The following is a 14,275-nucleotide window of genomic DNA, read 5'->3' as shown; positions in this document are numbered from 1 at the left end:
GTCTGAAGAGAGTGTCTCCCATTAGAAGAGGTCTGATGCAATGGCACTTTCTTGTTTTCAACACAAAAATTAAACAATAGCTGTTATTTCAACACAGCGCTTTTTCCATGCGAAATTATTCCATTATTATTCCTGTATACAACCGCCCCGACGAATTGGATGAATTGTTGGCTTGTTTAACTAAGCAAACCTATAAAATCTTTGAAGTGGTGGTTGTAGAGGATGGCTCGGCCATAAAAGCCGATAAGATTGTTGAAAAATATCATTCTGAGCTGGAAATAAAATATATCCAACAACAAAATACTGGTCAGGGATTTGCTCGTAATACAGGTTTTAAGCACGCTACTGGCGATTATTTCATTATTCTTGACTCTGACGCGCTGATAGAACCAAACTATTTAGAAATTGTAGAAAAGCAACTCAATAGCAATTTCCTAGACCTCTATGGCGGGCCAGACCGCGACCACCCCAACTTCACTCCTATTCAAAAAGCCATTAGTTACTCAATGACCTCACTATTTACAACTGGAGGAATTAGAGGCAGCAAGAAAAATCTTGGAGGTACATTTCATCCTAGAAGCTTTAATATGGGGATGTCGAAAGAGGTTTATCGCAAAACCCAAGGGTTCATTATTACTCGTATGGGCGAAGATATTGAATTTTCGATTCGTGCCATAAGCCTAGGTTTTAAGTCTGGACTTATTCCTGAGGCATTTATTTACCATAAACGAAGAACTAGTTTTATACAGTTTTACAAACAGTTGAGATTTTTTGGAAAAGCAAGAATCAATATCAGTCGCTTTTTTCCTAAAGAACTCAAATTGGTACACACCTTTCCAATGGTATTTACACTTGGCTTGTTTAGTATTCCTTTATGGTGGTTGGTTTTCAAGCCATTTTTCTATTTGGCCATTGGTATTTTTGCCCTATATACCTTACTCAATTTTATTGATTCAACACTCAAGAATAAGAGTATTCAAGTAGGTTTACTCAGCATAATTGCCATATATGTGCAATTGGTGGGCTACGGTGTAGGTTTTATTACAGAAGGTTGGAAAAAACTGTTTGAAGAAAAAGGATACAAACAACTAGGAGACAACATCGAATATCCATCCTGATGGGAGTGTGGAGCTTCGAATAATTTAGTAAGTGAATGGCGATTGAGTGATTATTTAAAAAATTGTATTCAAACACTGTAGAGACGCAATGATTGCGTCTTAATCCGAGTTATATCTAGCATGGTAGTATCAAAAAAAGCGGTCAAAAATCATTTTTTGACCGCTTTTTTTGATTTTAAGAAAGAGATTTGTAAAAATAATTACTCATCCACAATTCACTCATTCTCTAAATATATATTAGTAATACTTTTGATCTGCTAAATAATTCTTCACATAATCTGTTACGCCTTCTTCTAAAGTATGGAAAGGTTTTTCGTAACCAATCGACTTTAATTTTGACATATTTGCTTCAGTGAAATATTGGTATTTATCACGAATATCTTCTGGAGTATCAATAAATGAGATATTGGGCTCAAGATTCAATGCGTAAAAAGTATTTTTTACCAAATCCAAAAAAGTTCTTGCCTTTCCAGAACCTAAGTTATAAATACCTGAGTTGCGACGGTGGTGCATCAAAAACAAACAAACCTCTACCACATCCTTTACATACACAAAATCACGCATTTGCTCACCATCCTGAAAATCAGGGTTATGGGAGCGGAATAACTTCATCGCGCCAGTTTTCTGGATTTGGTTGAATGTATGCCAAATCACAGATGCCATACGACCTTTGTGGAATTCGTTTGGTCCGTAAACGTTGAAGAACTTCAACCCAGCCCAGAAAAAAGGCTTTTCTTGTTGTTGTAATGCCCAAATATCGAAGTCATTTTTTGAATCACCATAAGGATTCAAAGGCTTCAATTGAGGAATCAAAGACTCATTATCATCATAGCCATGCTCGCCCAAACCATAAGTAGCAGCCGACGAAGCATACACCAATGGAATTTGGTAGTCATGACATTTTTTCCAAATCTTCTTTGAGTAATTCAAATTCAATTTGTTGAAAATATCTACATTGAACTCTGTCGTATCTGTACGAGCACCAATGTGGAAACAGAATTCAATCTCTTGATAGTTTGCATCCAACCACTCAAAAAAGTGTTCGCGGTCTACACGCTCTTGAATTTTTTTTCCTTCAAGATTTTTATTCTTTTGCTCATCGGAAAAATCGTCAACAGCAATGATATAGTTAAAATTGTCCTCATTCAAGCGTTGAATAAGGCAACTTCCAATAAACCCAGCGGCACCTGTAACAATAATCATACAATAGAAACTAAAATTGAGTGGTTCTGGAATGTGTTATTTATGAAAAACTAATGATTCTCTTTATAATCGAGAAAAATCCACTCGGAAGATATGTTCAATCATGTTGGATAATAAATAATTCCGAAAGGTAGTAACTCGACTACGTGGTTCTATTACGAACCTGTCTATTTATTAAATCTATATTGTCAAAATACAATAAGCAGATAAGGAGCAAAGTTGTTTTGTAGGAATAAATACACTGTTTACAAGGTTGTGATTCTATGACAAAAGTCATTTCTTACAAGTAATCAAAACAGCACTAAAATCGAACTATTCCTAGAAAAAGTAAGCAAAAGTACCTAAAGCTTTGCGAAAAACCAATACACTTAACTTTGAAAAAATATAAACTTTTCAAGATAACACTTATAGGGTAATATGAGGGGTTAGAGTAATAGGCTGATTAACAGAAATATCACATCTAAAAATAATGAAATAAATTGAACAAATTAAAGACTTTCGTAAAATGATTGTTTTCAGCTTTCTTTTTTGTGAAACTAAAAGCCATTAACTTTGTGTTCTTAATCCACAGATTGGTTTTGCTACGTTTTCCCAACTCCAATCACGGCGATTTTGCTGGTCATCACTCGTAGTTTTGCGCTTGGGACGTTTGCTTTGTCATTATTGTCTGTTATTGGTCATTTTTACCTATAAACTGATAACAGATATACCACTAGTATAACATCTGAGATTTTCGCAAAACGAATAAATTAACTGAAAACAAATGGTTTACGTAGTTCGTAAAGAACACTTCAATGCCGCTCACAGGCTGTATAATCCTAACTGGACAGAGGAAAAGAATCGTGAGGTATTTGGTCCATGTGCAAATGTCAACTGGCACGGACATAATTTTGAGCTTATCGTTACTGTAAAAGGTATTCCAGACCCTGACACAGGTTTCGTGATTGATATGAAAGTGATGAGCCAAATTATCAAAGATGAAATCATCGAACGTGTTGACCACAAAAATCTAAATCTCGATGTAGATTTTATGCAAGGTAAAATGGCAAGTTGTGAAATATTTGCCATGGAAATTTGGAAAATTTTAGCTCCAAAGCTCAATGAGCAAATTCCACATGGACAGCTACACTGCATCGAACTCATCGAAACGCCTAAAAACTCAGTGAAGTATTACGGCGAATAATTGTACTGTGTGAAGCTTTGGGCTGGTATTCTTGGCTCCTCAAGCAGCCTGAAGCTCTCAGCCTAAAGCCCACAACATGAAATATTATATCATTGCTGGCGAACGCTCAGGCGATTTGCATGGCTCTAATCTCATCAAAGCCATCCTTCAAAAGGATGCCAACGCCCAAATTCGTGCTTGGGGCGGTGATATGATGCAAGAAGCAGGCGCTACGCTTGTAAAACACTACAAAGACATTGCCTTTATGGGCTTTGCCGAAGTCATCAAAAATCTCCCTACAATTCTTGGACTTTTATCGTTTTGCAAAAAGATATTCAAGCCTATCAGCCTGATGTGGTGATTCTTATCGACTATGCGGGATTCAATATGCGTGTGGCGAAGTTTGTCAAATCTATTGGTATCAAAACATTCTATTATATTTCGCCAAAAGTTTGGGCTTGGAATCAATCACGTGCACTCAATATCAAGAAATTTGTTGACCGTATGTTTGTGATTTTTCCTTTCGAAAAAGACTTTTTTAAGAAATATGATTACGAGGTAGATTATGTCGGAAACCCTCTGTTTGATGCTATTGCAGACTTTCAGCCGAAACCTAATTTCAGAAAAGAAGCCCGTGTTGGTCAAAAACCCATTATTGCGCTTTTACCAGGCTCGCGTCACCAAGAGGTAGCCAAAATTCTCCCTATGATGGTGGCACAGGCGTATAACTTCCCCGATTATCAGTTTGTAATTGCTGGGGTTTCTAATCTTCCCAAAGAATTATACGCACGCTGGCAGTCTATTTTTCCGATTAAAGTGGTGTATGATGACGCCTACAATTTGCTCTCAGTAGCTGATGCTGCTTTAGTGACTTCAGGAACGGCAACTTTAGAAACAGCCTTGTTGAATGTTCCGCAAGTGGTTTGTTACAAAACTAGTGGTATTTCTTTCGCTATTGCCAAAATGGTCATCAAAGTGCCCTATATTTCATTGGTAAATCTGGTTGCGCAGAAAAAGGTAGTTCCAGAGTTAATTCAAAATGATTTGAATAATATCACAGTTCAAGAAGAACTAAACAAAATATTAACGCCAGAAGGACGCCAAGCACAACTAGAAGGATATGCCGAAGTGAAAGCTTTATTAGGCGACAAAGGCGCATCTGCTAAAGCTGGCAGTTTGATGGTTGACTATCTTTTGAAATAGTTGGAGCTTATGCGCATGAGTGACTGAGTCATTCTAAGTATTATTACTCAATCACTCATGCACTCAATTAGAGATATTTTCCTTCCAAATAATTCTTAATCCAAGTTTTCTGGACACCTTGTATTTGACTAAAGTAAGTTGCAATTTCTTTGAAATCAGCTTCAACGTTATCGGTCGGATAGAAAGGTTCTCTCACAAAGACAGTCTTTCTTGGGTAATCGAATCCAACCAGCACAATTGGAATATTAGCTCCTTTGGCGACATAATAAAATCCAGATTTTAATTTTTCAACATTTTTCCGAGTCCCTTCTGGTGCCAGCGCTATGTGTAATTCAGTAGTTTTATTGAATACCTGAATAACCGCTTCCACCAAGTTATTATTCCTAGACCTATCAACGGGAGTTCCTCCTAAAGCTTTAAACAGCCAGCCAAATGGAGGTTTAAAAAGCTCTTCTTTTCCTAAATATCCAATCTTTTTACCGATAACAGCCCTTGCACCAAGCCCCACAGGAAAATCTACCCAGCTAGCATGTGGCACAACCGCCACAATACTTTTTTTAAGTGATGCGGGGATTTGTCCTTCCAATTTCCAACCCGCCAACTTAAATAGCATTATAAATATTTTATTTAGCATAATTTTAAGTGAATTAATATTTCAAGTGAAAATAATTAAAATCTTCAGCGGAAACAATTTCACTGGAAAAATTACATCATTCAGTAATAATGAATGTAAAAAGGCACAAAGTATCTGTCTAAATACGATTCAAACAAACACTTTGTGCCTTTGTGTCTTATCCCCTATGTTTACTTACTAATATCAATCAACATAAAAGGATGAGGTGTAAAGCAAAGTATGAATATCCCCAAAGAAATCCATCCTAAAACTTTACGCTTGGTATCGAGTGGCGTATCCTCCTCCACATCGGGATGATAGATTCCTAAAAATCTTCCCAACAAAAAAGCGAAAGGAAAAAACCCTGAGAAACCTTGAAAATCCTTCACCACAGGGATGGCACTCATTACCAATTGAACAACTACCATACTCAAACTGATTACCCAAGGAGTTAGTGGATTCGGAGATATTCGGGAAAGACAGGTTTTCAAGAAAAAGATATAAATACCCAACCACAGGAAAAAATCTAAGTCGGAGCTATAGGCGCTTCCTTCAAAGCCAATTGACTTAATTTCGTCAATCGTATACATTCCAATGCCTGCATAAAACAAAAATCCTACAAAGATGATCGGAGCAATGATATTAAATTTCTTTTTGCCAATAAGACCATACAAAATATGTCCACCGTCTAGTTGTCCAATTGGGAATAAATTTAGCGCAGTAAAAAACAAAGATAGATAACCAGCCCAAAGCAGTGGATAATGCGATAACTCAAAATTAGGTGGTAATAAAGCAGGGTCTGCTACATAATTTTTGAAAAAAAGCATCAGTAAATTGTCCCCTAAGGTCATTTGCCCATTGAGCAAATTGGCATTTTTGGACATTTCATGAGCATAATTAGCCCCATATTTAATATACTCAGGGTGAATTTTGTAAATATACTCAAGTGCTGGCAAATGTGTAAAACCATACCACAGCACTCCAAAACCAACCACAAATCCAGCCAAAGGACCTGCAATCCCAATATCAAAATATTGTTTGCGTGTTCTAGTTCTGTCAAGAATACGAATCACTGCGCCAAGCGTTCCGATACTCATGGCCAATGCGCTTAGCCACATCGGTATATAATAAGGTAGTGTCGTACGAATTTTGTAATACCTTGCCATAAAGAAATGACCAAATTCATGACAGGTTAGAATGGCCAAAAAAGGAATCGAAAACTCAAATCCTTGCCAAAAATCCTGTGGAAATTTGAGAATATCCTTTTCTGGTAAAAAGAAGAAAAAGCGCCCTGTCATTGCCTCCGCTCCTGCCAATGTTGTAGTTATAACTGTCACTACAAACAGCACCAACTGAATCGCTAAAGTTTTATTCTTCATTTGCAAACATATCTAAAATCGTAAATTCATTGGGAATAATCTGTTTTACTTGGATACCAACTTTCGCAGCTCCTTCCAAGTTAGGCAACATATCGTCGAGGAATAATGTTTCGGCGGGATTCAAACCTGCTTCTTTCAAAACAGCTTCATAAATATCGGTGTGAGGTTTGGCTTTACCCATTTCGTAGGATAGAAATAGCTTATCGAATAAATCCTCAAGACGTTTTTCGCCTGTACAACGCTCCAAAATTTTATTTACTTCGATAATATGAATATTGCTAGTATTAGACAAAACATAGGTATTATACTTCTGTCCTAATTGTTTAATCAAGGCTACTCTCTTAGGATCAATATCTAATAACAGTGCATTAAAAGCACGATCGATTTCCTCATCAGAGGCTGTGATATTCAGTTCTTGACGTAACAAATCTCTAAATTCAGCATCCGAATAATGCCCTTTTTCGTAGTTAGCCCAAATTTGTTTTTCCTTCAACAATCTCTCTCCGTCCTCCCAAGAAAAATCCTTTGATAGCTTTGCTAACTCTTTATAAGTTTCGTTCAGATTGATATCGATTACGACATTTCCTAAATCAAAAATGATGTTTTTCATAAAATAAATAAACGGTTGATTCGAAGTTTTGTAGACAAAAAAATAAGAGGTAAACGCTGTAATTTCATCGTTTTACCTCTTATTAATATGCTTATTTTAGTTGCATTTTTACTTACTGATTATTCTGTTACCACGCCCATCGCTGAAAACTTCTCAATTCTTTGGTCGATTCTCTCTTCTGGTGTCAGTTGAGATAGCTCTTTGTAGGTTTCAAGAATTACGTTTTTCACAGTTTGAGTTGCTTGCTCAAAATCTAAGTGAGCACCGCCTAGTGGTTCTGGAATAATACCGTCTACCAACTTATTGCCCTTCATATCTTCGGCAGTTAACTTCAATGCTTCTGCTGCTTGCTCTTTGAAATTCCATGTTCTCCAAAGGATTGTTGAACAGTTTTCTGGAGAAATTACTGAATACCAAGCATTTTCAAGCATCAAAACTCTGTCACCAATCGCAATACCTAGCGCACCACCCGAAGCACCTTCACCGATGATAATACAGATAACTGGTACTTTCAACATGAACATATCGCGAATGTTGCGTGCAATTGCTTCACCTTGTCCACGCTCCTCTGCTTCAAGCCCTGGGAAAGCCCCTGGAGTGTCAATCAAAGTAACGATTGGCTTATTGAATTTTTCAGCCATTTTCATCAAACGCAACGCCTTGCGGTATCCTTCTGGGTTTGGCATACCAAAGTTACGAAGCTGACGTTGTTTGGTATTACGACCTTTTTGTTGACCAATAATCATAAAAGTTTCGTCACCAATTCTACCAAAACCACCCACCATGGCTTTGTCATCGGCTACAGTACGGTCACCGAATAACTCGATAAATTCATCACACATGTGCTCGATGTAGTCGAGTGTATATGGACGTTCTGGGTGACGAGACAGCTGAACTCTTTGCCAGCGTGTCAAGTTTGAGAAAGTTTCTTTTTTGAGTTCTTCAATGCTAGCTTCCAATTGAGCCGCAGCTGTCGATACATCTACATTATTATCAATCGCCAATTTTTTCATTTCTGCCAATTTGGCTTCTAATTCGGCTATCGGTTTTTCAAAATCCAAGAGAGTTCGCATTTTGTTGTTGAATTTATCGCATACCCAAGTTTTGCTTGAGCATAGATTAAGTAATAACAATCCTTACGTTAGGAAGATTTTTAGCCCTCAAAGTTAGTCAAAAAGACCTTTCGCAACACGAAATAATCATATTTTTCAAGTGGCCAATCTAACTCAAACTACATTAATACCTCATAATGAAGCAGTTATCTATATAATTATAAAATGTATTTTTCTGATTTGATTTTATTTTTTCAATAAATCTCTTGGGCAATTTAGGATAATTTCATGAAACAACCGCTTTTTTCTCTAGTTTTTATACAATTCTAAAATGATATGAATCCACGCTTTTTCCTCAAAGCTCGTTTTTTTGTACTCTTAGCGTTATTCGTCTAAGACCCTATTAAAAAAGTTCTATTTTTTAGAGAAAATACGCTACTTATGTTATTTTTGACGTACTATCCCAGTAAATACATAAAACCCTTCAAACATGTCAATTTTAATCTTAGTATTAAGTATTCTATTACTTCTTATCCTCATAACCTTCGGAAAACTCAATGCCTTTCTTTCTCTAATTTTCTCAGCAATTTTAGTGGGTATTGCCAAACAGATGCCCCTTGCAGATATTTTGGCATCCATCCAAAAAGGAATAGGTAGCACGCTTGGGTCGCTCATTCTGATTCTTGGACTTGGCGTAATGCTCGGGAGCTTACTCTCAGAAAGTGGCGCAGCACAGCGAATCAGTCAAGTTCTTATTCAGTATTTTGGGGCATCGAGAGTAAAACTAGCGGTATTACTCACAGGTTTTGTGGTGGGTATTGCCATGTTTTACAATGCTGGCTTCGTGATATTGATACCCATGGTTTTTTCAGTAGCTCTCAATACTGGTCAGCCGATGATTTATGTGGGTATCGCCATGGCCTCGGCCTTGTCGGTCACACATGGCTTTTTACCTCCTCACCCTGGTCCTACGACCATTGCGGTATTGTTTAAAGCAGACATTGGTAAAACTTTGATTTATGGACTTACCGTGGCAATTCCTACCTTAATTGTTGCGGGCTTAGTTTTTCCAGAATTTATTAAAAATATTTCTTCAAATCCACCCAAGGGCTTATTCGAAACCAAACAATTCAAAGAGGAAGAAATGCCTGGTTTTGGTTTAAGTATCCTAACAGCCTTAATTCCTGTGGTGTTGATGGGCATGGCTACAGCGAGTGAGTTAACGATGGACACTAACTCTGCGCTACATCACTATTTAAAGTTCTTGGGTGATCCAAGTATTTCGATGCTGATAGCAGTAACATTTGCATTGATATTCTTGGGTATTCGTCGTGGAAAAACAATGGAGTATTTAATGGAAAAAACAGGAGGTGCTATTAGTTCTGCATCAATGATTATTATGATTATTGCAGCAGGTGGCGCATTCAAACAGGTATTAACTGATAGTGGCATCGGAACAGATATAGCAAAAGCTTTTCAAGATTCTACCTTATCCCCATTGGTATTGGGCTGGTTAATTGCCACCATTATCCGAATAGCGCTGGGTTCAGCCACGATAGCTGGTTTGACGGCAGCAGGTATTATTCAACCTTTGATGGCTACCACCCATGTAAATCCTGAATTAATGGTCTTATCAATCGGTGCGGGAAGTTTGATGTGCTCACACGTGAACGACACGGGTTTCTGGATGTTCAAAGAATATTTTGGTCTGACTATCAAGGATACCTTCAAAACATGGTCGGTGATGGAAACTATTGTGGGTGTAATGGGTTTAATGGGTGTTTTAGTTCTTAATTCGATTGTCTAGTAAAAAATCTAACCTTAAAAAGCTGTGGTAAACTGTCTGTAGACTTTTATTACAGCTTTTTTCTGATTACTGGATAAAACGAGAAAGCCTGATTCAGGTGTATCGACTTTTTCACACATTTTTAAAAAACAGTTTTAAACTGTTAAAAAATGAGTCCAAGACTAAGTCTTGAACTAGTAACTTCAAATTTGTGCAGTAATCAGTTATCCTACACAAAAATTGATTAAAACACTTGCAAATATGGAATATAGTCTATATATTTTATATAGAAATAAAACCTCTATTTGTATGATTCCTCAACAAAACCTTGACTTATGGAACCGCATTCAACAGTTTGAACTGGATGTTCCAAATGTATCTTTGCCCTTTTCGAAAAGACTAGCTAGAGAAAATGGTTGGACACACCAATATTCTTTAAAAGTGATTCAAGAATATAAGAAATTTATCTTTCTCTGTTGTATTAGTCCCACTCCTATTACCCCATCCGATGAAGTTGACCAAGCTTGGCATTTACACCTGACCTATACACAATCCTATTGGATAGATTTCTGCCATAATACGCTACAAAAACACATACACCATAATCCTACAGAAGGAGGTAATCAAGAAGCACTCAAATTTGACAACTACTACAGCAAAAGCTTACAATTTTATCAAGAAATCTTCGACACTCTTCCTCCTCAAAATATCTGGCGACCACACCAAGAACGATTTGGTAAGCAACAATTCCAAAGATTAGATACTAGCAACCATTGGTTTATCCGAAAAAACCTTATTCTCAAAGTTACTCAATCCTTAGCTATTCCTCTTCTTGTTTGTTGCTGTTTGCTCTTGTTTGTTCGAGCATCAGGAACGAGTGTTTTTTGGGTAATCTCAGGAATTTTAGGATTACTTATAGCTATGGTTATGGCTTTTCAAAAAAGCATTGATACCAATCATGACGATAAAGACAAAGCAGATTCAGGTTGTGGAGCTACATTTTTTTCTGATGGTGGCGACGCTGGACATGCAGGTGATGGAGGACATGGTGGCGACGGTGCTGGGCACGGGTGCAGTGGCTGTGGTAGCGGATGTAGTGGTTGTAGTGGTGGATGTAGTGGCTGTGGCAGTTAGCCTCTATACTTTTTAAATAACCATCTGAAAAATCATCCTCAATTTAGCGAGTAGGGATTGAGTGGATGAGTGATTATTTTTAATAAAATTTTACAATTAGAGATGTAACTCTTTACGTCTAAAGAGATATTATTCGAAATATAGTATCAAAAAAGGCGTTCGAAGTTAGTTTTTCGAACGCCTTTTTTGATATAAAACTATGCTATAGTTAAGTTAGTACGCAAAATAAAGTTTAAGATTGTGCTTTCAGGTATCGGCTTTCGGCGGTGGGCTATGGGAAAAATGCATGTCTAAGGTCGTTAAAAACATTTTAACACTCTTTGCCTTGTGCCTGTTGCCTTGTCCCTAAAACACAAAACCTATAAATCGTATGATTGTCCCTTTTCTGGCATTTCGACATTGGCGTAGCCTTTTCCTTCAAGAAGCTCTTTGAAAATAACCATACTTTCTTCCTCACCGTGAACCAAGAATACTTTCTTTACACGCTCTGGTTTATGTTTACTTACAAATTTCAACAAGTCATTTTGGTCACCATGTCCGCTGAACACGTCGATTTTCTCGACTGTTGCCAATACAGGCAATTCCACGTCTTTGATACGAAGTGTTTTTTGCCCGTGCATCAACTTCCAGCCTAGAGTACCTTCAGAAGCAAAACCAACTAATAAAATGGTACAATACACATTATTGATATTGGCAGCAATATGCTGTTCAACACGCCCACCAGACACCATACCAGAAGCAGAGATAATAATACAAGGCTCGGTATAATTCGAAATAGCTCTACTCGCTTTTTCAGATTGAATATACTGCAAGTTTTCAAAGTCAAACAAACCGTCGTTTTCTTCATAAAACTCCTGTGCTGCTTTATTCAACTGACGAACATTCTTCTGATAAATCTTCGTACTAGCATACGCCAAAGGTGAATCACTAAATACCTTAATAGGCTTGAATCCACGTTCGGTATAAAGCTTATTGAGGGTATACAGCAAAGCTTGCGTACGACCTACAGAAAAGGCTGGAATAATCAAACGGCCTGGCAAATCAATACAGGCTCTTTGAATAACCTTTGCCAAAGCATCCTCTGGAATTACCTTATCTTCGTGTAAGCGAGCGCCATAGGTGGTCTCACAAACGACATAATCCGTTTGTGGCAACTCCTTTGCGGGATCAACCAAAAGAGGATAATTTTCTCTTCCGATATCTCCTGAAAAGCAAATACTTTTCTTTTCACCATTGTCAAATGCTTCGACTATCACGTGAGCCGCCCCCAATAAGTGCCCAGCAGGAACAAAAGTTACCCAAACACCATCTTTGACCTTAAAGCGACGATTAAATTGAAGAGTAACAAAATTACTCATCGTATCCTCGACATCCTTCTGTAGATAAAGGTCACCCTTTACCATCAAGCGGTCCATTTTTTTCTTTTTCTTCTTGCTATCTCCTTCCGCTTGCTTCAGTTTTTTGTAGTTCAAACTCGCTGCATCATACAAAAGAATCTCCGCTAATTCGGCCGTAGGAGGCGTACATAGCACTTGTCCTTCATAACCTTCACGGTACAACATTGGAATGTTTCCCGAGTGGTCGATGTGTGCGTGAGTTAACAGAACCAAATTGACCTGAGCAGCTTCGAAGGGGAAGAAGGGCTGATATCCAGTAACGGGTTGCGTAAAATCTAATTCACGCTCCATGTCCGTACCACAATCAATCAGAATCTTGTAATCGTCTTCGAGTTCGAGCAGGTACATACTGCCTGTTACTTGTCTCGAAGCACCCCAAAATGTTAATTTCATTGGTCTATATTTCTGTCTTCGTATATCAAATCAATTTTGAGATATCGTAAAATGACTAATTGTTATCAGGCAAACATTTTTTTCACCATCACCAATCCATTTTAATTTTGCCAATAGTCACTTTTATCTCATACAAGTGGTTTACTTGTATTTACAAATTTCCTCCTAAATAACCCAAGTAGTTACGAATTAATCATTGCAATAGACAGAGGATGAGACAGATGGACTTATCAAACATTTGGTTCTTCGAATCCAACCACCTAATACCTCTCGATTTTTCTGTCAGAAAATACTGACAATGAAGAACCTTTTGTACGTAATTTATGGGAAAGCGGGCATTGCCAACAGGCAGGAAAACTATATTTTTATTGGTGCTTTCTGACAAAGATACCTAAAAACAGGCATTTTTTGGTCACTTTTTCAAATTTAGCGCAAGTTCCTGCAACTTAAGCTTATTTTGGCATAACACAAGAATTACCCGCTTAGTTTAGCATTTAAGGAAGTTTTTATTCGGGTAATGGCTCGGAAGCAAAATCTTGGGTGAGTCTAGCAAAAGGACCTTCCTCAGTCGAATAAGGGCGTTTACAAATTTGGACAGCACATCCAATAAGGCGCATTTCGGGGTTTAAAATATTACGTCTGTGCGGTTTAGACTCCATCCACAAACGAAGCGCCTCCTCTGCAAGTGTCCAATAAGACATCATTTTATAAGGTCGATGTGTACGGCAATCCATATAACGATATTCTCCATTAGACATTCTTTCGGGGCAAAAATCATTTGGAGTATCTATCAAATCTATTTCGGCAATATTTTCGGCTAATTCAAAGTAAGGCCTATCGAATTGCTCAATTCTATCATCCAAATTTCGAAGGCTTCTGTTGTAAGGATTTTGATGGTCATAAAAATCCCGATTAATCATCGCTTCCGAATGATTTCGAGCAGCACGATAAAGCCCTTCTCCTAGTTTGAATGCAGGTAATCCATATTTTTTTCGCATCAAATTGGTCTGATGAAAAATCGCAGCATCCAACAGTTCATAATCTGGCGCAACAGGATTGATAGGCATTTTTATTTGAGGTAATTTACTAAAAGCCTCAGCAGATAGTTGGTAATACTGACTTTGTTGCGAGAACAGCGTCTGAGAAAGAAAGAGAAAAAACATCAAAAATCGTATCATATTCCAGAATTAATTAAGCTTGGATAATCAAACATTGTTGTCATAAA

The 14,275-nt window shown here is 37.5% G+C and carries 11 protein-coding genes and 1 pseudogene; 5 read left to right on the top strand and 7 right to left on the bottom strand.

All coding sequences use genetic code 11. From position 1 onward, the window contains the following. Positions 1–107 precede the first annotated feature (107 nt). Positions 108–1,118, top strand: coding sequence for a glycosyltransferase family 2 protein (locus BWI92_RS10310; protein WP_095162822.1), 1,011 nt, complete (start codon positions 108–110; stop codon positions 1,116–1,118). A 237-nt stretch (positions 1,119–1,355) separates the two neighbouring features. Here BWI92_RS10310 and rfaD read toward each other — a convergent pair whose 3' ends face one another. Beyond that, complete coding sequence (gene rfaD / locus BWI92_RS10305; protein ID WP_095162820.1) at positions 1,356–2,321, bottom strand: ADP-glyceromanno-heptose 6-epimerase; 966 nt, start codon at positions 2,319–2,321, stop codon at positions 1,356–1,358. Between the two features lie 763 nt (positions 2,322–3,084). Here rfaD and BWI92_RS10300 point away from each other — a divergent pair. Both BWI92_RS10300 and lpxB read left to right on the top strand, forming a co-directional pair. Further along, positions 3,085–3,504 carry a 6-carboxytetrahydropterin synthase gene (locus tag BWI92_RS10300; RefSeq protein ID WP_095162818.1) on the top strand — a complete coding sequence of 140 codons (420 nt, stop codon included), beginning with the start codon at positions 3,085–3,087 and terminating at the stop codon, positions 3,502–3,504. Between the two features lie 76 nt (positions 3,505–3,580). Beyond that, positions 3,581–4,686: pseudogene (gene lpxB, locus BWI92_RS10295) on the top strand (lipid-A-disaccharide synthase). 67 nt (positions 4,687–4,753) lie between these two features. Here lpxB and BWI92_RS10290 read toward each other — a convergent pair. The 4 genes from BWI92_RS10290 to BWI92_RS10275 all read right to left on the bottom strand — a co-directional run bounded on the left by BWI92_RS10290 (position 4,754) and on the right by BWI92_RS10275 (position 8,361). After that, the gene (locus tag BWI92_RS10290) at positions 4,754–5,320 is read right to left on the bottom strand and encodes a 1-acyl-sn-glycerol-3-phosphate acyltransferase (RefSeq protein WP_095162815.1); all 567 of its coding nucleotides are present in this window, start codon (positions 5,318–5,320) and stop codon (positions 4,754–4,756) included. 170 nt (positions 5,321–5,490) lie between these two features. Next, positions 5,491–6,678: a site-2 protease family protein gene (locus BWI92_RS10285; RefSeq protein ID WP_095162813.1), complete on the bottom strand. Its 1,188-nt coding sequence runs from the start codon at positions 6,676–6,678 to the stop codon at positions 5,491–5,493. Beyond that, positions 6,668–7,288, bottom strand: coding sequence for an HAD family phosphatase (locus tag BWI92_RS10280; RefSeq protein ID WP_095162810.1), 621 nt, complete (start codon positions 7,286–7,288; stop codon positions 6,668–6,670). Before BWI92_RS10280 ends, BWI92_RS10285 begins: the two co-directional genes overlap by 11 nt. A 119-nt stretch (positions 7,289–7,407) precedes the next feature. After that, entirely contained in the window at positions 7,408–8,361 is a 954-nt protein-coding gene (locus BWI92_RS10275; protein WP_095162808.1) for an acetyl-CoA carboxylase carboxyltransferase subunit alpha, read from the bottom strand. Positions 8,362–8,830: 469 nt separating this feature from the next. Between BWI92_RS10275 and BWI92_RS10270 the strand changes: the two genes are divergently transcribed. Then, positions 8,831–10,147 (top strand): gluconate:H+ symporter, encoded by a 1,317-nt coding sequence (locus tag BWI92_RS10270; protein ID WP_095162806.1) that lies wholly within the window; start codon positions 8,831–8,833, stop codon positions 10,145–10,147. Positions 10,148–10,435: 288 nt separating this feature from the next. Continuing rightward, positions 10,436–11,260 carry a hypothetical protein gene (locus BWI92_RS27275; protein WP_176464390.1) on the top strand — a complete coding sequence of 275 codons (825 nt, stop codon included), beginning with the start codon at positions 10,436–10,438 and terminating at the stop codon, positions 11,258–11,260. Between the two features lie 359 nt (positions 11,261–11,619). Here the strand turns inward: BWI92_RS27275 and BWI92_RS10260 are convergent, their stop codons facing one another. Then, entirely contained in the window at positions 11,620–13,050 is a 1,431-nt protein-coding gene (locus BWI92_RS10260) for an MBL fold metallo-hydrolase RNA specificity domain-containing protein (protein ID WP_095162804.1), read from the bottom strand. A 506-nt stretch (positions 13,051–13,556) separates the two neighbouring features. Next, positions 13,557–14,213, bottom strand: coding sequence for a CAP domain-containing protein (locus tag BWI92_RS10255; RefSeq protein ID WP_176464389.1), 657 nt, complete (start codon positions 14,211–14,213; stop codon positions 13,557–13,559). Positions 14,214–14,275: the final 62 nt, after the last annotated feature.

The sequence above is a fragment of the Flectobacillus sp. BAB-3569 genome, assembly GCF_002270355.1.
In the GTDB taxonomy this organism is placed as follows: Bacteria; Bacteroidota; Bacteroidia; order Cytophagales; family Spirosomataceae; genus Flectobacillus; species Flectobacillus roseus.
This window is presented reverse-complemented; position numbering and strand designations above follow the sequence as displayed.